The organism is Bradyrhizobium sp. CB2312, from assembly GCF_029714425.1.
Classification (GTDB): domain Bacteria; phylum Pseudomonadota; class Alphaproteobacteria; order Rhizobiales; family Xanthobacteraceae; genus Bradyrhizobium.
Map to the genome: position 1 here is coordinate 6,732,911 of NZ_CP121668.1, position 22,741 is coordinate 6,755,651.

Below are 22,741 nucleotides of genomic sequence, written 5' to 3' on the forward strand. Positions count from 1 at the left end.
ATCTCCTGAGCAATAGTTCACCCGGGAACATGGCGCGGCGGGGTTTGCCCTAGTCGTTCAATGGGCGACCTGCCGGTAGATCGCCGGCAGCGCCGCGGGCAGCCGTCTGATATTGCCGACGATGGCATAGCCGCTGCGGCCAAACAGCGTCGGGAAATAGGATTGCGCGGCAGCATCGACCGTGACGCCGAAGACCGCGATGCCGAGCCGCCGCGCCTCCTGCACGGATTTGCGGGTGTCTTCGACCGCGAAGCGTCCCTCGTAATGATCGACATCGTTCGGCTTGCCGTCGGTGAGGACGAGCAGCAGCTTCTTGCGCTGCGGCTGGCGTGCAAGCCCGGCGGAGGCATGGCGCACCGCGGCGCCAATCCGGGTGTAATAGCCCGGCCTGAGCGCACCGATGCGGCGCTCGACCGCGCCGCTCATCGCTTCGCCGAACGCCTTGACCGTTTCGAGCCGCACCCAGGAGCGCCGGCGCGAGGTGAAGGTCAGGATGCTGTGGTGATCGCCGCAGGCCGACAGTCCATGGGCGAGCACGAGCAGCGCCTCCTTCTCGACGTCGAGCACGCGATAACCATTGACCCAGGCATCGGTCGAGAGCGAGACGTCGACCAGCAGCGTGACCGCGAGATCGTGGCCTTGCGGCCGCATCGCCATATGCACGCGATCAAGACCGGCACCATTGCCGCCGGCGCGCAGATCACAGCGCGCACGCACCAGCGCGTCGAGGTCGAGATCGTGGCCGTCGGCCTGCGCACGCATCAATTCGTGACGCGGCCGCAGGATTTCGAAGCGGCGGCGGACCTGGCGGATGTGCCGGCGCATGGTCTCGTCGGGCGTCCAGATTTCGCCTGTTTCGGAAGCTGGTGCGGCGAGCACGCGGCAATGATCGGGTAGATAGGAGCCGCTGCGATAATCCCATTCGGGATAGGAGAGGTCCGCGTTCAACCGCGAGGCATCGAGCGCTTCCGGCGGCAAATCGAGATCGAATTTGAGGCGGCTCGCCGGCTGACCGCTGCGGCGGGTGAGCGTGATCTCTTCCAGGTCGTCGGCTGCCTTCTGCGCATCCTCGTCCTCGCTGTCGTCGGCCGGACGGTCGACATTGACCATCTCGGCCATGGCAAGGATCTTTTCGAAACGGTTGAGCACGAAGGGATCGCGGCGACTGGCGCCGTCCCCGCGCTCGCGCACGGCGAAACGCTTGCGATTGTCCTGGTCTGCCGGCACCGCGGCCGGCGCGCCCTCGTCCTCGCCCGCAGTGGCCGGCGACAGCGCGCGCGTCCAGCAATCGCCCCAGAGCGGACACGGCAGAATCGAGCGATAGCCCGGCGGCGCGCTGTCCGGCAGCGCTCCCGTCCCCATCATCGCCGGCCACAGCTTGCCCTCAGGTGGCACATCAGCGCCAAGCAGAGCGAGCACGATCTGCTCCATGTCCTGCTCGATCCGTGGCAACGGGCGGTGCGGCCGCGCCATGGCGGTGGCCGCGGCCAGCCGGCCGTACTCTTCTGCAAGGCCCGGACATTCGGTGAGCACCAGCACCGCGATCTCGCTGGCGCGCCGCAGCATCAAGAGATCGCGCCGCAGCGGATCGGCCTCCGCGATCGCCTCAGTAGGCGCAAACGCGAACCACGCCGCGAGCCAGCGGTACAGCGCGGCGTTCAGTTCGCGGTCGGCGAATATCGCGATGCTGTCGGGCAGGAAGATCGTCGCGGCATCGCGCCCCGGCTGCTCCAGCCGCTCGTCGCCGAGCCCGATGCGCTGGCGCCAGCCGAGCCGATGCCCCGCCCTACGGGCAGTCGCGCTGGCGATCTGCACGCCGGTCTCGCCGCCGAACGCGCGAAACATGGTCGCGATCCGGCCGCGCACCTCCGCGAGCGACACGGCGTGCTCGGCATGAACAGGATAGCTCGCGGTCCCGCCGACCAGGCGATGCCAGGCCCGGCCGACCGTTTCTTCAAGCTCGAGGAAATCGAGCATCACATCACCTTCAGGAGATCACGGCGCGCGCGACGTCGAGCAGCGCGGTCTTGACGTCGGCGTCGTCGGTCAGCGGTTCGATCATGGCTGCCAACACGGCATCGGCAATCGAGGCCCCGGCTGCAATCATCGTGGCGCAATAGACGACGAGACGGGTCGAAACGCCCTCCTCCAGATCGTGGCCCTTCAGCGCGCGCAGCCGGCCGGCCAGCGCCACCAACGGCCGCACGTAATCAGGCGCGAGCCCGCTCTCGGCCGCGACCACCGCGATCTCCTGCTCCGGCGGGAGGAAGCCGAACTCGATGGCGACGAAGCGCTGGCGCGTCGACGGCTTCAGCGCCTTCAGCAGCGTCTGGTAGCCGGGATTGTAGGAGACGACGAGCATGAAGCTGCTCGGCGCCGCGATCTCCTCGCCGGTGCGCTCCAGCGGCAGGATGCGGCGGTCGTCGGTCAGCGGATGCAGCACCACAGTGACATCCTTGCGCGCCTCCACCACTTCGTCGAGATAGCAGATGCCGCCATCGCGCACCGCGCGCGTCAGCGGACCGTCGGTCCATACGGTGTCGCCGCCCCTCAAGAGATAGCGGCCGGTGAGATCGGCGGCGGTGAGATCGTCGTGACAGGCAACGGTGTGGAGCGGCAGCCCCAGCCGCGTCGCCATATGCGCGACAAAGCGGGTCTTGCCGCAGCCGGTCGGCCCCTTCAGCAACACCGGCAGCCGATGCCGCCAGGCGTGCTCGAACAGCGCGCATTCGTTGCCGCTCGCGACATAGGCCGGGAGTTCGGGCGCGGGGGCCGCCAGGGCGTGAAGTGCTGCTTTCATGATCCTTCTCCGAAAATCGGTTTGACAAGGCGGCCGCGACGTTCGCGGCCGCCTTCGCATTCACTCGGCCGGCTGCAACGCAGCCGGGATCGTCACCGGCTTCTCGCGGCCCGGCACCAGCACGGCCCAGACGAACATCAGCGCGGAGATCGCGACGAACACGCCGGAGCCGAGCCGCACCCAGTAAAAGAAAGCGAGCTGATCCTGCACGTCCATGTAACTCTGGCCGAGCACGCGCTGGAGATGGACCTGGATCACGCCAGCAAAGGTCAGCGCGAAGGTCATGGTCATCATGGCCGTGCACATGATCCAGAAGCTTGCCATCGAGAGCCACTGGTTATAAGGCGCGCGTCCCTTGATCTGCGGGATCGCGTAAGCCATCACGGAAAGATTCAGCATCACATACGCGCCGAAGAAGGCGAGATGGCCGTGCGCGGCGGTGACCTGCGTGCCGTGGGTGTAATAGTTCACCGAGGACAGCGTGTGCAGGAAACCCCAGACGCCCGCTCCGAGGAACGCCATCACCGAGCAGCCGACCGACCACAACAGTGCGGCGCGGTTCGGATGCTTGCGGCCGGCCTTCCAGGTCATCTGCACGGTGAAGATCACCATGGTGAAGAAGGGTGCGACCTCGAGCGTGGAGAACAGCGAGCCGATCCACTGCCAGTAGCCGGGCGCGCCGATCCAATAGAAGTGGTGGCCGGTGCCGAGGATGCCGGAGAACAGCGCTAGCCCAATGATGACGTAAAGCCACTTCTCCACCACCTCGCGGTCGATGCCGTTGAGCTTGATCATCAAGAAGGCGAGCACGGAGGCCATGATCAGCTCCCAGACGCCCTCGACCCAGAGATGGACGACGTACCACCAGTACATCTTGTCGACGGCGAGGTTGGCCGGATTGTAGAAGGCGAACAGGAAAAAGATCGCAACGCCCCACAGGCCGAACAAAAGGATGTTGGTGACCGTGGTCTTGCGGCCCTTCAGCGCCGTCATGGTGACGTTGAACAGGAACATCAGGCAGACGACGACGATGCCGACCTTGATGATGAAGGGCTGTTCGAGGAATTCGCGGCCCTCGTGGTAGTGGAAGAGATAGCCGACCACGGCCACGCCAGCGGCGCCAAAAAACATCCAGAACTGGATCTTTGCCAGCAGCGGGCTGTACAGCTCGGTCTCGGTCTCCTCGGGCAGCAGGAAGTAGGTCGCGCCCATGAAGCCAATCAGCGACCACACGATCAGCGCGTTGGTGTGGATCATCCGGACGATGTTGAACGGCAGGATGACCGACAGCGTGTTGGGCAGGACGTAGATGGTTCCGGCGAGCAGGCCGAACAGGACCTGGGCCAGGAACAGCGTCAACGCGCCGTAGAAATACAGCATCGCGACTTTCTGGGTCTGATATTTCATCTCGGGTTCTCTCTGTCTTGAAAGAGGCAAGGTCTTGAAAGAGACAGGCGCGCTAGCCCGCCTTGTTCGGCGGCCATTCCTGGCGCTTGATCTTGCTGGTCCATTGCAGGAAGTCGGCGAGGTCGTTGAGCTCCTGGTCGGTGAGGTTGAACTGCGGCATCTGCCGCCGCCCTTCCGCGCCCGAGGGCTGCGATTGCATCCAGGCCTTCAGCGTCTCGCGCGCCGCGGCCGGATCCTCGTTGCCGCCCCAGCGGTCCCAGACGTTGCCGACTTCAGGTGCGAAATAGGCGCCCTCGCCGAGCAGCGTGTGGCAATTGATACAGGAGTTCTTCTCCCAGACATGCTTGCCGCGCGCGACCGACGACGTCAGCGTCGATGCATCCGTCGAGGTCGTGGCCATGTAGTAGTGGCTGTGCGCCGTCAGCCCTAAGAAGATGGCGAAGAAGAAGGCCGAGCCGCCGTAGAAGACGTTTCGAGCCGCCGACTTGGTCAGGCGTTCAGCCATTGCCAATCCTTTCCGTTGTGAATTCAGCCGTGAGGAAGCGGTGATGCTGTATCTTGCCTGTTAGCGCGGACGGGTCTTTGTCGGGGCGCAATGAACGCTCGCGTCGACCGCGTCAGATCAGGGCGATGACGGCGGAGGCGAGCCAGGCGAACAGCGGCACGATGATGATCCAGGCACCGACGAGACCGCGCCACAGCGCGGGCACGGCGCGCAGATCCATGAAGTCGAGCGCGATCCGGCGGCCCTTGACGGCGGCCAGCGACAGCAGCACGGCGTTTCCGAGCAGCGGACGCGGCATCAGCGGCGGAAGCAGGATGGTCGCGAGTGCGAGGCCGATCAGCACGATCCAGGTGATGTCGAGGCGATCCGGCATCGTCACCGCGCCAGATAGAGAATCGGGAACATGACGATCCAGACCAGATCGACCATGTGCCAGAAGGCGGCGCCCGTCTCGACGCCCACTGTCTCGGCGCGGCGGCAGACCACGGCGAGGATGATGATGCCGAGACCAACATGTAGGAGATGGAAGCCGGTCAGCAGGAAGTAGAGCGTGAAGAACGGGCTGGTCTCCAAGCCAATGCCGCGCCCGATCTCCTCGGCATATTCAGCCAGCTTGATCGCGATGAAGAAGCCGCCGAGCGCCATCGCGATCAGGAGCCAGCGGCGTGATGTCCGCTTCTCGCTCGCCCGCGCGGATTTCGTCGCCCGGGCCGCGGCCCAGCCGCTGGTCACCAGCACCACGGTATTGAGGCCCGCGAGGTTCGAATCGAGCGCTGCCTGCCCCGTCGCAAACACCGCGGGATGGATCGCGCGGGCGACCACGAAGGCGCCGAGAAACAGGCCGAAGGCGACGAGCTCGCTGAAGATCAGCACCCAGATCATGGGATCGCCGGGGAGATCTTCCAAAATTCCCCAGCCGGTTCCCTCTTGTTCGCAATCGGCCGCAGACATCGTCTTTCCGGATCAGGACACCAGTCAGTCTTAGCTCAGCCGTCCTGTTCGGAATTTGTTGCAGAACAAACTGGGGATCGCCGGCGGAGATGTTTGCGCCGACGCAATGTCCGGTTCGCTCGATCGCGGTACGAACCGGCTCAGGATTCCCAGGGAGCGGCGAGCGACGACATGAGCGATGCACAGATCGGGCTGATGACCGCGACACCCATCATCATCGCCTTCGCCATCGCGCTCCGGCGCATGGGCGTGTTGTCGACGGTCGCGACGGTCTCGGCGGTGAGCCTTTCCGTCGCGATCGCGACGGTGCTGTTCACGACACAATAATTCGGACGCCGCGGATCGGGGGCGCGATCAGCTCGCGCCGGATCGCCGATTGGGCGCCGTTCTCGGCAGGACCAACTGAAACCGCGTGCCCTCGCCGGGCTGGCTTTCGAGCCGGAGCTGTCCGCCCAATCGGTCCACGACGATGCTGTGCACGATGTGCAGGCCGAGGCCGCTCGCCCCGTCATGCCGGCGTGTGGTGAAGAAGGGATCGAACGCCCGCCGCTCCACGTCGGGCGCCATGCCGCAACCGTCGTCGGCAAACAACAGCTCTATATGCCTGTGGCCTGCCGCGCGGAGCGAGACGTCGATCTTCCCTCCTCCGCTGCCGGAGAAGGCATGCGTCATCGCGTTGACGGCGAGATTGGTGAGCACCTGACCGAACGGACCAGGATAGCTGTCCATGGCCAAATTTGGCTCGCAGCTCAGGCCGAGCGTGACGTCGCGCGTGCGCAGCTGCCGCTCGAACTGGGAGAGAACCTGGCCGGTCAATTCGCCCGCATCGAAGCCGCGCCGGTGTGACTGGGTCTGATCGGCCGCCACCTGCTTGAAGGACTGCACCCGTTCGGCGGCGCGGCCGAGATTGGTGACCAGCTGCGCCGAGGCATCGCCCACCAGCTCCAGAAAGCCCGTCAATGTCGAACGCTTGAGACTGCCTCGCGCGACCTCCGCGGCGAACTGCTCGGCCTTGCGTTGGAGCGTCGAGGCGACCGTCAGGCTGCTGCCGAGCGGCGTGTTGATCTCGTGCGCGACACCGGCGACCATGCGCCCGAGCGCCGCCAGCTTTTCCGCCTCGATCAGAGTGTCCTGGATATCACGCAAATGACGAAGCGCGGTCTCCGCGGCATCCCGGGCACTGCGGATCTCCCGCTCGGCGCGCTTCCGCTCGGTGATCTCCTCCGCTGCCACGTTGACCGCGACGATTTCGTCGTTCGGCATGCGCAGCGGATGCCAATAGGTGACCCAAGAGCGCTCCTCGACCTGGTCGGCCCGCTGCCCTGCCACCTCGATGCCGATCACGGGCTCGCCGGTCTCCATGATCGAACGGACGATCTGTTCGACGGACTCCGCCAAGGCTGGCACGCAATCCCTGACCGTATGCCCGAGATGGCCCTCGACGGATATGCCGCAGATTTCGGTCAGGCGCTGGTTGATCAGCAGGTAGCGGCAGTCCGGTGACAGACAGGCGAGCCCGATCGGGGCGGTGTCGTAGATCAGCTGCAACGCCGGCAACGTCGAGACCAGCATCACCTCCGAAGCCGGCGATGACCTCACTGTACGCGTCACTCAGGTTCCCCGCGATCCCTTGCGCCAACCGCATGAAATTCGAGCGAAACTGGTTGCCGGTTGATCTAGATCAAGAAGACGCGCCGGCACCTCTCGTTCCGAGGCTTTGACGTGAAGCGACTTTCAAAACAGAACAAAGGCCCCGATCAACAAACCTGCAGCAAAGGACCAGAGCCCCAGGGTGCAGACGGAAACGATGCGCACGAGGATGCGAAGCCGCCCCTCAAATTCGTCGTCCGTCATCTCGCGGATATGAGCCGCCACTGGTGCTGCCCTGCCCGTGCCCCCGCTCGGCCCCGGATCTAGACCCCAAATCATGGTCATCGCGAGGCATCGGACCCGGTCGCGATGCCGATGCCGTGATCGAAATCTGGCGCGGCCGGCGCCAGAATCTCACCTCCGCGACGTGATTTTGCGCCTACCGCCGCTGATTATACACATCGATGCACACCGCCCCGAGCAGCACCAGGCCCTTGATGACCTGCTGATAATCGATGCCGATGCCCAGAATGGACATGCCGTTGTTCATCACGCCCATGATCATGGCGCCGACCACGGCGCCGCCGACGCGCCCGACACCGCCATAGGCCGAGGCGCCGCCGATGAAGCAGGCGGCAATGACGTCGAGCTCGAAGCCCAGACCTGCCTTTGGGGTCGCGGTGTTGAGGCGCGCGGCGAAGACGAGACCGGCGAGCGCGGCGAGCACACCCATGTTGACGAAGGTGAGGAAGGTCAGCCGTTCGGTCTTGATGCCGGACAGGCTGGCCGCCTTGGCATTGCCGCCGACCGCATAGATCTGGCGGCCGATCACGGTGCGGCGGGTGACGAAGCCGTAGAGCGCGATCAGCGCGCTCATGATCACCAGCACGTTGGGCAGGCCGCGATAGGTCGCGATCAGATAGGTGAAATAGAGCACGGCGCAGGCGAGCACGACACTCTTGCCGAGGAAGAACGCATAAGGCTCGACCTCGATGCCGTGCGACACTTCGCGCGCGCGGCTTTTGGCGCTGGCGTAGACCAGGCCGAGCGCAAGTACCGCGCCGATCAGCATGGAGGTCGGATGCAGCGTTCCGGCCTCGGGCAGCAGCTCCGGAATGAAGCCCGACGACAGTTTCTGGAAGGTCGACGGGAACGGTCCGAGCGACTGGCCCTGCAACACCGCGAGCGCCAATCCCTTGAACACGAGCATGCCCGCCAGCGTCACGATGAAGGACGGGATCTTGAAATAGGCCACCCAATAGCCCTGCGCGGCGCCGATGGCCGCGCCGACCGCGAGGCAGGCGATGAAAGCGAGCGTGTAGTCGACCTTGTAGGTCACCATGAGCAGGGCGGCGACGGCGCCGACAAAGCCCGCGACCGAGCCGACCGAGAGGTCGATGTGGCCGGTGACGATCACCAGGAGCATGCCCAGCGCCATGATGACGATATAGCTGTTCTGCAGCACCAGATTGGTCAGGTTGAGCGGCTGGAGCAGCGTACCGCCGGTCATGACCTGGAAGAACAGCATGATCGCAACCAGCGACATCAGCATGCCGTAGTTGCGCAAATTGTTCTTGATGAAGCTGCCGTGCCGGCGCTCCTCGGGCAGCGAAACCGTCTTGTCGGTCATGGCCGCTCACCTCCCATCTCCGCGGCCTCAGCCGCGCTGTTTCCATTGCTTCGTTCGTTGCGCATGATGGCGCGCATGATCTTTTCCTGTGTCGCATCCGCGCCCTTGAACTCGCCGACGAAGGCGCCGTCGTTCATGACGCAGATGCGGTCGCAGATGCCGAGCAGCTCGGGCATCTCCGAGGAGATCACCACGACGCCGCGGCCGGCTTCCGCGAGCTCGTTGATGATACAGTAAATCTCGTATTTGGCACCGACGTCGATACCCCTTGTCGGCTCGTCCAGGATCAGGACCTTCGGGTCGGTCATCAGCCATTTCGACAGCACCACCTTCTGCTGGTTCCCGCCGGAGAGCTGCCCGGTCTCCTGGTAGACGTCGGAGCAGCGGATGCGCATCCGGTTGCGGTAATCGCTGGCGACTTTCAGCTCGGCGATGTCGTCGATCACCTTCCCTGGCGCGACCTGCTCGAGGCTGGCGAGCGTGATGTTCTTGCGGACGTCGTCGGCGAGGATCAGGCCGAGCTGCTTGCGGTCCTCGGTGACATAGGCAAGACCGGCATCGATCGCCGCGGCGACGCTCGGCAGCGCAATCTCCCGGTCCTCAAGCCGGATGCGGCCGCTGATATTGGTGCCCCAGGAGCGGCCGAACAGGCTCATGGCGAACTCGGTGCGGCCCGCCCCCATCAGCCCGGCGATGCCGACGACCTCGCCGCGTTTGACGCCGAAATTGACGTTCTTGATCACCTGCCGCTCGGGATGGATGGGGTGATAGACCGACCAATTCTCGACGGCCAGCACGGGCTCGCCAATCTTCGCGCTACGCTCCGGGAAACGGTGAGCCATATCGCGGTTGACCATGCTGCGGATGATGCGGTCTTCCTGGATCGGTTCGGCCCGGCAGTCGATGCTGTCGACGGTGCGGCCGTCGCGCAGCACGGTGATGTGGTCGGCGACCTTGGCGACCTCGTTGAGCTTGTGCGAGATCAGGATCGAGCCGATGCCCTGCTCGCGGAACGCCATCAGGCGCTCGAGCAGCGCGGCGCTGTCGGCCTCGTTGAGGCTCGCGGTCGGCTCGTCCAGGATCAGCATGCGGACGCGCTTGGAGAGCGCCTTGGCGATCTCGACCAGCTGCTGCTTGCCGACGCCGAGGTCGGTGATCAGCGTATCCGGCGACTCCCTCAGGCCGACCTGCGCCAGCAGCTCGCGCGTGCGCCGGTAGACCTCGTCGCGGTCGATGACGCCGAACTTCGACGGCGGATGCGACAGGAAAATGTTCTCAGCGATCGACATCAGCGGGATCAGCGCCAGCTCCTGGTGGATGATGATGATGCCGAGCGCCTCGGAATCGTTGATGTCGCGGAAGCGGCGCTCCTCGCCCTCGAAGACGATGGTGCCCTCGTAGCTGCCGGCGGGATAGACGCCGCTGAGAACCTTCATCAGGGTCGATTTGCCCGCGCCGTTCTCGCCGACGAGGGCGTGGATCTGGCCGGCCTCGACCGAGAAGTTGACGTCGCGCAGCGCCTGAACGCCGGCAAAGCTCTTGCTGACGTTGCGCATCTCCAGCATGGCGGTCATCGTGTCATGTCCCTAAATCACCGTCGTTCCGGGGCGCCCGAAGGGCGAACCCGGAACCTCGAGATTCCGGGCTCGATGCTACGCATCGCCCCGGAATGACGGAGAAGCAACTTTTACTGGAACTGCGACTTCTTGTAGTAGCCGCTGTCGACCAGCGTCTTCTCCCAATTGTCCTTGTACACCACGACCGGCTTGAGCAGATAGGACGGCACGGTCTTGACGCCGTTCTCGTAGGTCTTGGTGTCGTTGACGGCGACCTGCTTGCCGGCGAGCGCGGCATCCACCATGTCCGCAGTCACCTTGGCGAGATCGCGGGTGTCCTTGAAGATGGTCGAATACTGGTCGCCGCGCAGCATAGCCTTGATCGAGGGTACCTCGGCATCCTGGCCGCTGATGATCGGCATCGGCTGGTCGGCGCTGCCATAGCCGACGCCCTTCAGCGAGGAGATGATGCCGATCGAGAGGCCGTCATAGGGCGACAGCACCGCGTGGACCTTCTTGTTGCCGTAGTAGGCGCTGAGCAGATTGTCCATGCGGGCCTGGGCCGTGGCGCCGTCCCAGCGCAAGGTCGCGACCTTGTCCATGCCCATCTGGCCGGAGACGACGACGAGCTTGCCGCTGTCGATATAGGGCTTCAGCACGCTCATCGCGCCATTGTAGAAGAAGTAGGCGTTGTTGTCGTCGGGCGAGCCGCCGAACAGCTCGATGTTGAACGGACCCTTGCCCTCCTTCAGGCCGAGCCCCTGCACGATCGACTCCGCCTGGAGCACGCCGACCTGGAAATTGTCGAAGGTCGCATAATAGTCGACGTTCGGCGTGCCGCGGATCAGGCGGTCATAGGCGATCACGGTGATGCCTTTTGCCTTCGCCTGCTTGAGCACGTCGGACAGCGTGGTGCCGTCGATCGCAGCGATCACCAGCGCCTTGGCACCCTTGGTCACCATGTTCTCGACCTGCGAGAGCTGGTTCGGGATGTCGTCCTCGGCGTATTGCAGGTCGGTGTTGTAGCCGCGCTCCTTCAACACCTTGACCATGTTGTTGCCGTCATCGATCCAGCGCGCCGAGGACTTGGTCGGCATGGCGATGCCGACGGTTGCCTTCTCCTGTGCGGAGGCGGTGACGCCAGCTGCCAGCGTTGCAGCGCCGGCCAGCGCCAGCGCGAGAAATGTCGTCTTCAGTTTCAACATGCTTCACTCCCTTTGGGTGTCAGACTGGTTCTTCGTTTCGTCGAGAACTTGGGTGGATTGCCTCTGGCCTCCTATGCGAGCTTGACGTCGGGTTCCGCTCGGCCACGCGCGGATGCCTCCAAGAGAAAGGTGCAACCGGCTTGCGGATCGGCGGCGCGCGCTGCTGCGTCCATGTCCTGCCAGGCCGAAGTGACGAGCAGGCGCGACAGATCGGGGCCGACGAAGGCCGGGCAGCTCGACTGTTTTGCCGGCACGCTGAGCGTGCGCAGGTGTTCGCCCTGCGGCGAGTAGACGTCGATACGGCTCGCGCCCCAGCAGGCGTTCCAGATATTTCCATCGGCGTCGCACACCGAGCCATCGAGGCCGCCGACGCCGGTGTGGCGCAGCAGCACCTCCGGCTCACCGCGCGGCAGGCCGGTGGCCGGATTGAGCGGCACCGCGTAGAGCACGGCGCGCGCAGTGTCGGCGAAATAGCCGGTCGCGCCGTCAGGCGAGAAGCAGATCGAGTTCGGGATGCTGATGCCGGGAAACAGCGTCGAGATCTTGCCGCGATGGAACGCGTAGATCGCGCCGGCCCCGGCTTCCGCCTTGCGACCCATGGTGCCGATCCAGAACGTGCCGGACTGATGCACGCGGGCATCGTTGGAGCGCGTGGCGGGATTGTCGGCTTCGAGCGGACAGAGCGCGGTCATCGAGCCATCGGCGAGCTTGCGGATGTAGAGGCCATCTTCCGCGACGATCAGCTGACGCTCGGCGTCGATCCGCCCGAGCGCGCTCGCCATCCGGCCGAGATCATGAACGCGGATGCTGCGGCTGGCGAGATGCGCCTCGAACAGCCGTCCTTCGCGGATGTCGAACCACCACGCGGTGTCGGTGGTCACGTCATAGGTCGGCCCTTCGCCAAGGTGACACTGCTCGGCGGACAGGACGGAGGTCGGCACCTGTTCGATCATGGCGTCCTCACTGTGAAGCGATAGACGGTGTGATGCCGATAGACTTGGCCGGGATCGAGGCGCGGGCTTGGAAAATCCGGCCGGTTCGGCGAATTGGGCCACATATGCGGTTCGAGACACATGGCGTCCGATTGCCGAATGAGCTTGTCCCCCTTGCCCGAGATCGTGCCGTCGAGATAGTTGCCGGAATAGACCTGAAGCCCCGGCTGATTGGTGAACAGCTCCATGATGCGCCCCGAGCGCGGCGCCTCCAGCCGCGCCGCGAGCGCAAGCTTGCCGTCACGTCCAAGGCAATAGGTATGGTCGTAGCCCCTGCCGTTGCGCAATTGCTCGTGGCTGTCGCGGATGCGCGCACCGACGGCCTGCGCGTCGCGGAAGTCGAACGGCGTGCCCGCCACCGCGCGTGGCGGCTCGGGCAGCGGAATGGCGGTGGGATCGATGGCGAGGAAGTGCTCGGCCGCGACCGTCAGCTTGTGATCGAGAATGGGCGTGCCCGAGGTCGCGCCTTCCAGGTTGAAGAAGCTGTGGTTGGTGAGGTTGACAATGGTCGGACGGTCCGTCCGTGCTTCCATCATCAGCGACAGCTCGGCCGGGCCAGTGACGCGATAGGTCAGGCGGACCTCGAGCTTGCCGGGATAGTTTTCCTCGCCGTGCGGGCTCGTGTACGTCAGCGTCACTGCGGGCTCGGCGCCATCGTCGATCCCGCCGATGTCCCACAGCTTGCGATCGAAACCGTCCAGGCCGCCATGCAAGGCGTTCGGGCCGTTGTTGACGGGGAGCTGGAAGGTCTCGCCATCGAGTGAAAACTGTCCCTTGGCGATACGGTTGGCGTAGCGGCCGACGGTGGCGCCGAGAAACTTCCGCTCGGCGAGATAGCCGGCGAAGGCGTCATGGCCGAGCACGACGTCGTCGGTGCCACCCTTGGCGTCCGGCGCGATTAGCGCCTGGATCACCGCGCCATGGGTGATGATGCGGGCTTCGAAACCACCCTCGCCGCGCAGCACGATACGCTCGACCTTGCGGCCGTCAGGCAGCGTTCCGAAGACGTCTCTTGTTGTTCTTGAGCCAACCATGTTCAGTCCACGAACGGTTCGACCAGGGTACGCTTGCCGAGCAGGAACGCGTCGGCGACGAGACGGAGCGGCGCCAGGTCGACGTCGCTCGTTCCGGTCGCGGTGAGTGCGACGAAGCGCCGATATAGCTCGCGATATTCCTCATCGGGCGCCTCGGCAACAACCTTGCCATCGAGCGCCATGATCCTGCCGCCCCGGGACAGCGTCATTTGCCCCTCGTCGGTTTCGACCAGGATATCCCAGCTCTGAGGCCCGGTCTGGCGGAAATCGAACTCGGCGGTAACAGGGAGGCCATCGATGTCGGTCAGCGTCAGGTACGCGGCGATCGGCGCCTGGCAATTGGCTGGAAATGCGAGCTCGGCCGCGGTGACGAAGACCGGCTGCGGCAGGATCCGGGTCAGGATCGACAGCGCGTTAATGCCGGGGTCGAACACGCCGAGCCCGCCTGGTTCCCAGATCCAGGCCTGCCCGGGATGCCAGACGCGGACGTCTTCTTTCCAGTTGATGTGCACCGATTTGAGCCGGCGCGTGGCGAGCCATTCGCGCGCGGGCTCGACCGCCGGTGCGTAACGCGAATGCCAGGTCGCAAACAACGTCCGCTTTGCCTTCGCCGCCATCGCGACAAGCGGATCGAGCTCGGCAACGCCGGTGCCCGGCGGCTTCTCCAGCATCACGTGCTTGCCGGCCGCGAGCGCCGCAGCGGCCTGGGCGCGCCGCACCTGCGGCGGCGTGCAGAGTGAGACCGCATCGATCGGCGGTCCCTGCTCCAGCAGTTCTTCGACGGTGGCGAAATGCGGCAGCCCCGGCAGCGATGCGTTGCGGCTGGCGACGGCCGCGAGTGCCGCGCCCGGGACCGCGGCGATCGCACCGACATGCTGGTCGCGTGCGATCTTGCCGAAGCCGACGATGGCGATGCGAAGTTCGCTCACGCTTATTCTCCAGTATCTACCGATGGCAGCGGGTCCACCGGGGCGGTCTCGATCACCGTGCCCTCGTGACGGCGCATGCCGTTGTGAATGACGTAAATCATCGCCTCGGATGCTGCTTCCGCATCGCCCGCGGCGATCGCATCGACGATCTTCTGATGCCAGAGCAGCACGGTGTCGCGGTCCTCCGACTCGACCGGAGCACTGAGCAGGAACGAGGCGCGAAGCGCGGCCTCAATCACGTGCCCGATCGAGCGCATGAACAGGTTGCCGGACGCACGCGCCACGGCAACGTGGAGCGCGAGGTCGGCATCGGCGAAGCCGACCGAGTCGGAGGCTTCGCGCCGCATGCGCTCCATGCTGCGGCGAAGCTCGGCGATGTCCTCCTCGGACCGCTGCACTGCGGCGAGCATCGCCGCGCGCGGCTCGACCGCGAGACGGATTTCGGCGAGGTCGTTGAGGAAGCGCTTGTCGATACCGGCGTCGAGATGCCAGGCTAGCACGTCGGCATCGAACATATTCCAGGCGCCGCGCTCGCGCACGACGGTACCGACGCGCGCCTTGGTGCTTAGCAGCCCCTTGGCGACCAGAGTCTTGACGCTCTCGCGCAGCACCGGCCGCGACACGCCGAACATCGCAATCATCTCGGCATCGCCGGGCAGGCGCGTTCCCTCCGCATAGCGGCCGGCGATGATGTCAACGCCGATCGAACGCGCCACTTCCGCGTGGTTGGAATGGGCCCGCCGGGTCGGAATGACGACGATACGCGAGGTCATGAGACGGCTCCCGCACGCTTCGCCAGCGGCCGGCGCGCCAACACGACCAGCCCCTGCTGCAACGCGATGAAAGCGAACAGTAGCACGCCGGTTGCGATCTTGGTCCACCAGCTCGACAGCGTGCCGTCGAAATTGATGTAGGTCTGGATCAGGCCCTGGATCAGCACGCCGAGGAAGGCGCCGATCACCGAGCCCTGCCCGCCCGTCAGCAGCGTGCCGCCGATCACGACCGCCGCGATGGTGTCGAGCTCGACGCCGACCGCCGAGAGTGAATAGCCGGCGCTGGTGTAGAACGAGAACACGATGCCGGCGATGCCTGCGAGCAGACTCGACAGCATGTAGATCTTGATCGTCATCTTGCCGACCGCGACACCCATCAGGCTCGCCGTCGTGCGGCTGCCGCCGAGCGCATAGACATTGGCGCCGAACCTCGTCAGATGCAGCAGCAAGGCGCCGCCGATCACGATGACGAGCATGATGATCGCGATCGCCGTCAATCGTCCGCCGCCGGGCATCCGCAGCGCGAAGTCAGACACGCAGCCATGGCGCTGGCCGCAAAGAGGGCTTTAGAGGTCATCAGGCGTGTCTCCCAAGAGTGATCTTGTGTTTATCTCGGGCGCCGATTGGTAGCATAACACCCGCAGGCGCGGCCTTTTGGGGCAGCGGGAGGCACTATTTCACGGAAGATGGGTTCCGTATAGTCATATTATTTGACTATTAGGTGAAATGATCCGGACTTGAGGGATGACCGCGCGGATAACACGCTAAGCGCGATTATGTTCCACAGATGCAACGCGGGGATGAAGGAAAATCTGTGGGGTGGTTTGCGTGCCCAGCAATGCGTCATGCCCGGGCTTGTCCCGGGCATCCACGTTCTTTGTGCCGCAAGCAAGACGTGGATGGCCGGGACAAGCCCGGCCATGACGAAGCCGCAAGCAGACGCAAGGAAAAGCGCTAAATCAGCTTCCGCTGCGCCAGGTTCTTCATCAGCGCGCCGATGCCGAACGTCCAGGGCTCGCACTCGTCGCTGGTGCGCATGCGGTTGACGAGCTTGCCGAGCTGGGGCGCGGCGATAGTGACGATGTCGTCGCGCTTGTGGGTGAACCCCTGCCCCGGCGCGTCGCGATCCTTCACGGGCGCGAACATCGTGCCGAGGAAGAGAACGAAGCCGTCAGGATATTGATGGATCTTGCCGATGGTCTGCGCGACGAGGTCGGTCGGATCGCGGCTGATCTTGCTGATCGAGGAATGGCCGTCGAGGATGAAGCCGTCCGAGCCCGTCACGTTCAGGCTGATGTCAAGCTTCCTCGCGTCGTCGAGCGTGAAGGTGTCGTCGAACAGGCGCAGCAGCGGGCCGATCGAACAGGACGCATTGTTGTCCTTGGCCTTCGACAGCAGCAGCGCCGAGCGGCCCTCGAAGTCGCGCAGGTTCACGTCATTACCGAGCGCGCCGCCGACGATCTTGCCGCGGCTGGAGGCGAACAGCACCAGCTCGGGCTCGGGGTTGTTCCAGGTCGACTTCGGATGCAGGCCGGCATCCATGCCGGTGCCGACCGAGGACAGCGTCGGCGCCTTGGTGAAGACCTCGGCATCGGGGCCAATGCCGACCTCGAGATACTGGCTCCAGGCGTTCTGATCGATCAGCACCTGCTTCAGGTGCATCGCCTGGTCCGAGCCCGGCTTGAGCTTCGACAGATCGTCACCGATCAGCCGCGTCACCTCTTTGCGGATCGCTTCGGCCGACGCGGGATTGCCCTTCGCGCGCTCCTCGATCACGCGCTCCAGCATCGAGATCGCGAAGGTGACGCCGGCCGCCTTCAGTGTCTGGAGATCGACCGGCGCGAGCAGCCACGGCTTCTTGGGATCGCGACCATCGGGCGCCGTGTTGGCAACGATGGCTTCGAGATCGCCGATGCGCTCGCCCTTGACGGCAGCGAGCGCCTTGGCCGGATCGTCCTCCTCGCAGAGCGCGCTGATGGTCGGGAATTTTGCCGTGACGTCGAACACGCCATCGCCGCGCACGGCGACCACGGCCGGACCATTGACCTGCGGCAGCCAAACGCGGCCGGCGAGCCTGCCGCGTGTTCCGTCCTCGGGGAGAAGGTCCTTTACCGTCAAAGTCGTCATGGCCGCGTCCTCGCTCTTGTCGGATCGGCCGCATTTACCCAACGGCCAACCAAGTTATCGAAAACCAATAACGGTCTGTCAGGGGAAGTCCACGGCCATTCGCTGGCGAATGTGATTTGATTTCGGTTTCGAATACGGGATGACGGTTTTGTAGAGTGGGCAAAGCGGAGCATGTCCACCACTCTTGGTCGAACGCTGAGACGAATGGTGGGCACGGCGCGTTCGCGCCTTTGCCCACCCTACGGCAGTCTCGCGTCCCTCACTTGAACCAATGCACCAGTGCGATGCTGATGCCGAGCAGCAGCATCAGCGACAGCGTCACGGCCGCCGTCACCCGGCCGCCGACATTGGCGAGCACACGGACGTCGACGCCCAGACCCAGCGCCGCCATCGAGACCACAGTGAGGAAGCTCGTGATCTTCGTCACCGGACCGACCACCGTGGCCGGCACGATTTCGAGGGAACGCAGGGTCGCGAGCGCGAGGAAGCCGAGGATGAACCAGGGGGCGAGACGAAAGAAGCCGACATTGGTCTTCTTGGCGCCGCTCTGCCAGCGCGAGGCGACGAGCGACAGGCCGACGACCACGGGCCCGAGCATCAGCACGCGCATCAGCTTCACAAGGGTGCCGATCTGCGTCGAGATGAGACCGGCCGGCACCGTCGCCGCCAGCACCTGTGGCACGGCGTAGACGGTGAGACCTGCGAGGATGCCGTATTGCGTGGCGGACAGTTGCAGCAGCGGGATCAGCAGCGGCAGGCCCAGCACCATCATCACGCCGAGGATCGCGGTGAAGGAAATCGACGAGGCGATCTCGTCATTGTTGGCACCGATGATCGGCGCCACCGCGGCGATCGCGGAATTGCCGCAGATCGAATTGCCGCAGGCGATCAGGATCGACAGCCGCGTCGACAGGCCGAGCATCCGGCTGATGCCGAAGGAGACGCAGAGCGCGACCACGACGACGGCCGCGATCGACGCCAGCAGCGCGATGCCCGAGGCGGCGATTGCGGCAAAGCTGATGGAGGCCCCGAGCAGCATGACCGCGACTTCGAGCAGCTGCTTGGCGCTGAAGGCGATGCCGGCCTGCCAGCGCGGCGCCGGCTTCCAGAAGCTGCGCAGCGCCATGCCGAGCAGGATCGCCATCACCAGCGCCTCGACATAGGGATGCTCGAAGACGCCGAGTTCCGCCCGCTCAAGCAGGGCCGAGACACCGGCCACGAGAATGCAGAGGAGAATGCCCGGAATCAGCGCCGCAATGCGGCTAACGGCGGTGGCCGGCTTGGAATCGGCCGGGTTGGATGCTTGATTCTGCGACACAAATTTCTCCCGGAGGAGAAGGATTTATACGCAGCGCGACCCGATTGGGAAATATGTTTTCAGCATAACAGGGCCGAGGGAAGTTCTGTCCTCGGCCCGGAATAATCCGGTTCAGAAGATCAGGCTTTTGGCCAGCGAGGCCACCCGGCTGAAGCCGTCATAGATGCCCGGCTCGAAGAAGGCGGCACGGGCGAGCACGATGCCGGCGACCAGCGACCAGAACAGCGTGGTGCCGGCCCGCAGCAGCATTTTTGACGCGCGCGACCGCGGCTGGGTGTCCGTTGCGGACACCAGTTGCTCGCCAAAGGGCTCAAATCCGGTGCGTTCCATGGCCGTCAATTCCATCAATCTCTGGCGGAAATGTCGTCGTTTCGGTCCAAAACAGCAATGGAAGTGATTGGCGTTTTTATCCTCCGGAGGGGAAACTCCTTCCTCCCGACGGCGGCAGGACAATAGTTTTCTTCTTTCGGCCTATTTGGACACCGGCGACGGGCCTAGAGGGCCAGATAGCGGCGACGGATGGCGTCGTTGGCCTTCAGCTCGCCGATTCCGGCGGCATAGACGATCTGGCCCTTATCGATGACCGTGGCGTGGCTCGCCAGCCCCAGGCAGAAATGCATGTTCTGCTCGGCGATCAGCACGGTCGAGCCGAGCTGGCGGAGCTGGCGTAGCAGCTCGCCGATCCGCTGCACGATGATCGGCGCGAGCCCCTCGCTCGGCTCGTCCAGCAGCAGCAGCGCCGGATTGCCCATCAGCGTGCGCGCGATCGCGAGCATCTGTTGCTCGCCGCCAGAGAGGCGCCCGGCGATGCGATGGCGCAACGGCTCCAAGAGCGGGAAGACCTCGTAAATGCGCTTGATCGGCCATTCGTCCTGGCCTTCCGGACCCTTCTTGCGACCGATGACGAGATTGTCCTCGACCGTGTGCTCCGGAAAAATCTGGCGATCCTCCGGAACGAAGCCGAGGCCGGCGCGCGCGATATGGTGCGGCTTCTGGCCGGAGATCACCGCGCCGCGCAGGCTCACTTTGCCCCGCCGCGGCGGCGCCAGGCCCATGATCGCCTTCATGGTCGTCGACTTGCCGGCGCCGTTGCGGCCGAGCAGCGCCATGGTTTCGCCCTGCCGCACCGAGAGGCCGACGCCGAACAGGATCTGGCTGGTGCCGTAATAGACGTCGAGATCGGCGACTTCGATGACGACGGCGCTCATGCGGCAGCTCCCGCATGTTCGGTGCCGAGATAGGCCTCGATCACCGCGCCGTTGTTGCGGATCTCGTCCGGCGTGCCGGTCGCGAGGATGCGGCCGTAGCACAGCACGACGATCTTCGGCGCGATCTTGAACACGATGTCCATGTCGTGCTCGATGAAGACGACGGTGATCTTCTGGCTCTCCCAGAGCTCCCGCACCTTGTCGATCATGCGCCAGCGCTCTTCCGGCCCCATGCCGGCGGTCGGCTCGTCCAGCAGCAGCACCTTTGGTTCGAGCACCAGCGCCAGCGCGATATCGAGCAGCTTCTGATCGCCATGCGACAGCGTCGCGGCGGTGCGGTTGCGTTTGCTCGCCAGTCCCAGCAGCTCCATCACATGTTCGGCGCGGTCGCGCGTCTCGGGCAGCGGAAAGCGCTTGTGCAGCACCGCCGACGAGCGTTGATCGGCGCTGACGGCTGCTAACATTGTCTCCTGCACCGTCAGCGATTTGAAGATGCTCGCGACCTGGAAGGCACGGCCGATGCCGTGACGCACGATCTCCGGCGGCGAGCGGCCGGCGAGATCGACGCCGTCGAGCAGCACCTGGCCGGAATCCGGCCTCAGCGCGCCGGTGATCAGGTTGAAGAAGGTGCTCTTGCCGGCGCCGTTCGGACCGATCACGGCGGTGAGCGAGCCGTCGGGGAAATCGAGCGAGACGTCGTTGGTCGCCTTCACGCCGCCAAAGGACTTTGCGAGGTTGCGGATCTCCAACATGACTAGCGCCCCTCGCCCGCGTCACGCCGATGCGCGAACCATTCGGCAACGAAATCGAGCAGCCCTTTGCGCAGGCCCAGCGCGAAGAACAGAATGACGATCCCGAGCACGATGCCGTGGTACTCGGTGAAGCGCGTGACGGTGTCGTTGAGCAGCAGCAGCAGCACGGTGCCGACCATCGGCCCCAGGAAGGTCGAGACGCCTCCGAGCATGTTGATGAAAATGCCCTCGCCCGAGATGGTCCAATAAGCGAATTCCGGATAAGCGCCGGAGACGAACAGCGCCATCACCATGCCGCCCATCGACGCGAACAACGCCGCCAGGACGAAGACAGTGAGTTTTGCGCGCCAGACGTCGATGCCGAGGAAGCTCGCGCGCGCGGCGTTGTCGCGGATCATGCGCAGCGTGTAGCCGAACGGCGATTGCGCGATCTGGCGCATCGCGAGCAGACCGAGGATCAAGAGCGCACAGCTCGCGACATAGAGATGGACGTGGTTGGCGAGATCGATGCCGAGGAAGACCGGGCGCGGAATACCGCCGCGCAGACCCTGGTCGCCGCCGGTGAAGGACGCCCAGGAGAGGATCGTCGAATGGATCAGCATCTGGAACGCGAGCGTGACGAAGGCGAAGTAGATCTCCTTCAGCCGCACGCAGATCGCACCGATGATGGCTGCGATGACCGCGGTGATCGCCAGTGTCGCAACGAAGGCGACCGGGATGGGCACGCCGAGCTTCTGCATGATGAGGCCGAAGCTGTAGGCGCCAAGGCCGAAGAACATGCCGTGGCCGAACGAGGTCAGGCCGGTGTAGCCGACCAGCAGATTGAGCGAGGTCGCGAACAGGCCGTACGCCGAGCAGCGAATAACGAAATCGAGCAGCGCCTTGCTGCCCGTGAACAGCGGCAGGCTTGCCAACACCGCGAAGGCAATCAGCGCGATCAGCACGTCGCGATAACGATGAAGCGCCGCGCCGCTCCGCACCGGTGCCAGCGTTTCGGCGCGCCCGGCCTCCAGCTCGGTCATGCCGCCTCCTTGCCGAACAGGCCGGTGGGTTTGGAGACCAGCACGATCACCATGAAGAGATACATCAGGCCTTCCGTGAACAGCGGAAAGCCGAGCGAGCCGAACGAGCGGATCAGGCCGAGCAGCAGCGCACCGATCAGCGCCCCCAGGATCGAGCCCATGCCGCCGATCACGGTGACGATGAAAGATTCGATCAGCACCGAAAATCCCATGCCGGGGGTCAGCGAGCGCACGGGCGCGGCGAGTGCCCCGGCAAGCCCCGCCAGCATGCCGCCCAGCGCGAACACGCCGCCATAGATCAGGCCGGTATTGATGCCGAGCGCAGAGACCATGCCGGGATTATGTGCGGCGGCGCGGATCACCTTGCCGATGCGTGTGCGCGACAGGCCGGCACCAAGTACGACCGCCGCAAGCAGCGCGACGCCAATCAGCAGCAGATAATAAGGTGGCACCACGCCGCCGGCGATGAAGAGCGGCATCACCTGGAACGCCGACGGCATGCCCATCGACCTGAATTCAGGCCCCCAGATGATGCGCACGACATCGTCGAAGATCAGCACGAAGGCGTAGCAGACGAGGAGCTGCATCAGGACGTCGGCGCCATAGACGCGACTCATGAAGACGCGCTCGAAGATCAGGCCGAGGATGGCGGTGCCGGCCGCGCCGGCCAGCATCGCGAGCGCAAAGCTGCCGGTGAGCTGATAGGCCGTCATCGCAAAATAGGCGCCGAACATATAGAAGGCGCCGTGGCTGAAATTCACCACTTTCAGCACGCCGAAGATCAGGGTGAGCCCGACCGCGACCAGGAACAGCAGCATGCCGATGATGAGGCCGCTGGTGGTTTGCGTCACCAGGCAGGCGGAGCTGGCGAGACAGCCGGCAAGCGCATCGAGATCCACAGGAGCACCTTCTTTACGGCGCGGAAAACGAAACCAAGGCGGA

Annotated in this window: 23 protein-coding genes and 1 pseudogene; 1 reads left to right on the top strand and 23 read right to left on the bottom strand. The window is 64.8% G+C overall.

Annotated elements, in window-relative coordinates; all coding sequences use genetic code 11:
* Positions 1-57: 57 nt before the first annotated feature.
* The 6 genes from QA642_RS32880 to QA642_RS32905 form a co-directional block, all read right to left on the bottom strand.
* Positions 58-1,977, bottom strand: a complete 1,920-nt coding sequence (locus QA642_RS32880; protein WP_283080593.1) for a VWA domain-containing protein — start codon at positions 1,975-1,977, stop codon at positions 58-60.
* A 10-nt stretch (positions 1,978-1,987) separates the two neighbouring features.
* Positions 1,988-2,800, bottom strand: coding sequence for a CbbQ/NirQ/NorQ/GpvN family protein (locus QA642_RS32885; protein ID WP_283080594.1), 813 nt, complete (start codon positions 2,798-2,800; stop codon positions 1,988-1,990).
* Positions 2,801-2,860: 60 nt separating this feature from the next.
* Complete coding sequence (locus QA642_RS32890) at positions 2,861-4,207, bottom strand: cbb3-type cytochrome c oxidase subunit I (RefSeq protein WP_283080595.1); 1,347 nt, start codon at positions 4,205-4,207, stop codon at positions 2,861-2,863.
* A gap of 52 nt (positions 4,208-4,259) precedes the next feature.
* Positions 4,260-4,712 carry a cytochrome c gene (locus QA642_RS32895; RefSeq protein ID WP_283080596.1) on the bottom strand — a complete coding sequence of 151 codons (453 nt, stop codon included), beginning with the start codon at positions 4,710-4,712 and terminating at the stop codon, positions 4,260-4,262.
* Between the two features lie 112 nt (positions 4,713-4,824).
* The gene (locus QA642_RS32900) at positions 4,825-5,085 is read right to left on the bottom strand and encodes a cytochrome C oxidase subunit IV family protein (protein ID WP_283080597.1); all 261 of its coding nucleotides are present in this window, start codon (positions 5,083-5,085) and stop codon (positions 4,825-4,827) included.
* 2 nt (positions 5,086-5,087) lie between these two features.
* Positions 5,088-5,663: a cytochrome c oxidase subunit 3 family protein gene (locus QA642_RS32905; RefSeq protein WP_283080598.1), complete on the bottom strand. Its 576-nt coding sequence runs from the start codon at positions 5,661-5,663 to the stop codon at positions 5,088-5,090.
* 171 nt (positions 5,664-5,834) lie between these two features.
* Here QA642_RS32905 and QA642_RS32910 point away from each other — a divergent pair, with 171 nt between their 5' ends.
* Positions 5,835-5,990: a hypothetical protein gene (locus QA642_RS32910; RefSeq protein WP_085965373.1), complete on the top strand. Its 156-nt coding sequence runs from the start codon at positions 5,835-5,837 to the stop codon at positions 5,988-5,990.
* Positions 5,991-6,017: 27 nt separating this feature from the next.
* Here the strand turns inward: QA642_RS32910 and QA642_RS32915 are convergent, their stop codons facing one another.
* The 17 genes and pseudogenes from QA642_RS32915 to QA642_RS32995 all read right to left on the bottom strand — a co-directional run bounded on the left by QA642_RS32915 (position 6,018) and on the right by QA642_RS32995 (position 22,698).
* Entirely contained in the window at positions 6,018-7,274 is a 1,257-nt protein-coding gene (locus QA642_RS32915; RefSeq protein ID WP_283080599.1) for an ATP-binding protein, read from the bottom strand.
* 123 nt (positions 7,275-7,397) lie between these two features.
* Entirely contained in the window at positions 7,398-7,538 is a 141-nt protein-coding gene (locus QA642_RS32920) for a hypothetical protein (protein ID WP_283080600.1), read from the bottom strand.
* A 154-nt stretch (positions 7,539-7,692) separates the two neighbouring features.
* Positions 7,693-8,883 (bottom strand): multiple monosaccharide ABC transporter permease, encoded by a 1,191-nt coding sequence (gene mmsB / locus QA642_RS32925; RefSeq protein WP_283080601.1) that lies wholly within the window; start codon positions 8,881-8,883, stop codon positions 7,693-7,695.
* Entirely contained in the window at positions 8,880-10,457 is a 1,578-nt protein-coding gene (gene mmsA, locus QA642_RS32930) for a multiple monosaccharide ABC transporter ATP-binding protein (RefSeq protein ID WP_283080602.1), read from the bottom strand. The genes mmsB and mmsA overlap by 4 nt, the downstream gene beginning before the upstream one ends.
* A 113-nt stretch (positions 10,458-10,570) precedes the next feature.
* Positions 10,571-11,644 carry a multiple monosaccharide ABC transporter substrate-binding protein gene (gene chvE, locus QA642_RS32935; protein WP_283080603.1) on the bottom strand — a complete coding sequence of 358 codons (1,074 nt, stop codon included), beginning with the start codon at positions 11,642-11,644 and terminating at the stop codon, positions 10,571-10,573.
* A gap of 71 nt (positions 11,645-11,715) precedes the next feature.
* Positions 11,716-12,597 carry an SMP-30/gluconolactonase/LRE family protein gene (locus QA642_RS32940; protein WP_283080604.1) on the bottom strand — a complete coding sequence of 294 codons (882 nt, stop codon included), beginning with the start codon at positions 12,595-12,597 and terminating at the stop codon, positions 11,716-11,718.
* Entirely contained in the window at positions 12,594-13,670 is a 1,077-nt protein-coding gene (locus QA642_RS32945) for an aldose epimerase family protein (RefSeq protein ID WP_283080605.1), read from the bottom strand. Before QA642_RS32945 ends, QA642_RS32940 begins: the two co-directional genes overlap by 4 nt.
* Positions 13,671-13,672: 2 nt before the next feature.
* A complete protein-coding gene (locus tag QA642_RS32950; RefSeq protein WP_283080606.1) occupies positions 13,673-14,599 on the bottom strand; it encodes a Gfo/Idh/MocA family oxidoreductase in 927 nt (308 codons plus the stop codon).
* A 2-nt stretch (positions 14,600-14,601) separates the two neighbouring features.
* Complete coding sequence (locus tag QA642_RS32955; RefSeq protein ID WP_283080607.1) at positions 14,602-15,372, bottom strand: FadR/GntR family transcriptional regulator; 771 nt, start codon at positions 15,370-15,372, stop codon at positions 14,602-14,604.
* Positions 15,369-16,014: pseudogene (locus QA642_RS32960) on the bottom strand (hypothetical protein); the annotation flags it as partial. The gene QA642_RS32955 and the pseudogene QA642_RS32960, both read right to left, overlap by 4 nt.
* 312 nt (positions 16,015-16,326) lie before the next feature.
* Positions 16,327-17,499 (bottom strand): fumarylacetoacetate hydrolase family protein, encoded by a 1,173-nt coding sequence (locus QA642_RS32965; RefSeq protein WP_283080608.1) that lies wholly within the window; start codon positions 17,497-17,499, stop codon positions 16,327-16,329.
* A gap of 259 nt (positions 17,500-17,758) precedes the next feature.
* Positions 17,759-18,817 carry a putative sulfate exporter family transporter gene (locus QA642_RS32970; RefSeq protein WP_283080609.1) on the bottom strand — a complete coding sequence of 353 codons (1,059 nt, stop codon included), beginning with the start codon at positions 18,815-18,817 and terminating at the stop codon, positions 17,759-17,761.
* Between the two features lie 111 nt (positions 18,818-18,928).
* Positions 18,929-19,147, bottom strand: a complete 219-nt coding sequence (locus QA642_RS32975) for a hypothetical protein (protein WP_283080610.1) — start codon at positions 19,145-19,147, stop codon at positions 18,929-18,931.
* A gap of 164 nt (positions 19,148-19,311) precedes the next feature.
* Positions 19,312-20,025: an ABC transporter ATP-binding protein gene (locus QA642_RS32980; RefSeq protein WP_283080611.1), complete on the bottom strand. Its 714-nt coding sequence runs from the start codon at positions 20,023-20,025 to the stop codon at positions 19,312-19,314.
* Positions 20,022-20,777 (bottom strand): ABC transporter ATP-binding protein, encoded by a 756-nt coding sequence (locus tag QA642_RS32985; protein WP_283080612.1) that lies wholly within the window; start codon positions 20,775-20,777, stop codon positions 20,022-20,024. Before QA642_RS32985 ends, QA642_RS32980 begins: the two co-directional genes overlap by 4 nt.
* 2 nt (positions 20,778-20,779) lie before the next feature.
* Complete coding sequence (locus QA642_RS32990; RefSeq protein ID WP_283080613.1) at positions 20,780-21,799, bottom strand: branched-chain amino acid ABC transporter permease; 1,020 nt, start codon at positions 21,797-21,799, stop codon at positions 20,780-20,782.
* Positions 21,796-22,698, bottom strand: a complete 903-nt coding sequence (locus QA642_RS32995; RefSeq protein WP_283080614.1) for a branched-chain amino acid ABC transporter permease — start codon at positions 22,696-22,698, stop codon at positions 21,796-21,798. The genes QA642_RS32990 and QA642_RS32995 overlap by 4 nt, the downstream gene beginning before the upstream one ends.
* Between the last annotated feature and the right edge of the window lie 43 nt (positions 22,699-22,741).

Excerpts from the sequence above, each read along its gene's own strand:
- QA642_RS32880 (WP_283080593.1), bottom strand. The coding sequence starts at position 1,977 with ATGCTCGATTTCCTCGAGCTTGAAGAAACGGTCGGCCGGGCCTGGCAT.
- QA642_RS32905 (WP_283080598.1), bottom strand. The coding sequence starts at position 5,663 with ATGTCTGCGGCCGATTGCGAACAAGAGGGAACCGGCTGGGGAATTTTG.
- QA642_RS32895 (WP_283080596.1), bottom strand. The coding sequence starts at position 4,712 with ATGGCTGAACGCCTGACCAAGTCGGCGGCTCGAAACGTCTTCTACGGC.
- QA642_RS32985 (WP_283080612.1), bottom strand. The coding sequence starts at position 20,777 with ATGTTGGAGATCCGCAACCTCGCAAAGTCCTTTGGCGGCGTGAAGGCG.
- QA642_RS32910 (WP_085965373.1), top strand. The coding sequence starts at position 5,835 with ATGAGCGATGCACAGATCGGGCTGATGACCGCGACACCCATCATCATC.
- QA642_RS32885 (WP_283080594.1), bottom strand. The coding sequence starts at position 2,800 with ATGAAAGCAGCACTTCACGCCCTGGCGGCCCCCGCGCCCGAACTCCCG.
- QA642_RS32955 (WP_283080607.1), bottom strand. The coding sequence starts at position 15,372 with ATGACCTCGCGTATCGTCGTCATTCCGACCCGGCGGGCCCATTCCAAC.
- QA642_RS32980 (WP_283080611.1), bottom strand. The coding sequence starts at position 20,025 with ATGAGCGCCGTCGTCATCGAAGTCGCCGATCTCGACGTCTATTACGGC.
- QA642_RS32890 (WP_283080595.1), bottom strand. The coding sequence starts at position 4,207 with ATGAAATATCAGACCCAGAAAGTCGCGATGCTGTATTTCTACGGCGCG.
- mmsB (WP_283080601.1), bottom strand. The coding sequence starts at position 8,883 with ATGACCGACAAGACGGTTTCGCTGCCCGAGGAGCGCCGGCACGGCAGC.
- mmsA (WP_283080602.1), bottom strand. The coding sequence starts at position 10,457 with ATGACCGCCATGCTGGAGATGCGCAACGTCAGCAAGAGCTTTGCCGGC.
- QA642_RS32900 (WP_283080597.1), bottom strand. The coding sequence starts at position 5,085 with ATGCCGGATCGCCTCGACATCACCTGGATCGTGCTGATCGGCCTCGCA.
- QA642_RS32940 (WP_283080604.1), bottom strand. The coding sequence starts at position 12,597 with ATGATCGAACAGGTGCCGACCTCCGTCCTGTCCGCCGAGCAGTGTCAC.
- QA642_RS32975 (WP_283080610.1), bottom strand. The coding sequence starts at position 19,147 with ATGGAACGCACCGGATTTGAGCCCTTTGGCGAGCAACTGGTGTCCGCA.
- QA642_RS32945 (WP_283080605.1), bottom strand. The coding sequence starts at position 13,670 with ATGGTTGGCTCAAGAACAACAAGAGACGTCTTCGGAACGCTGCCTGAC.
- QA642_RS32990 (WP_283080613.1), bottom strand. The coding sequence starts at position 21,799 with ATGACCGAGCTGGAGGCCGGGCGCGCCGAAACGCTGGCACCGGTGCGG.
- chvE (WP_283080603.1), bottom strand. The coding sequence starts at position 11,644 with ATGTTGAAACTGAAGACGACATTTCTCGCGCTGGCGCTGGCCGGCGCT.
- QA642_RS32965 (WP_283080608.1), bottom strand. The coding sequence starts at position 17,499 with ATGACGACTTTGACGGTAAAGGACCTTCTCCCCGAGGACGGAACACGC.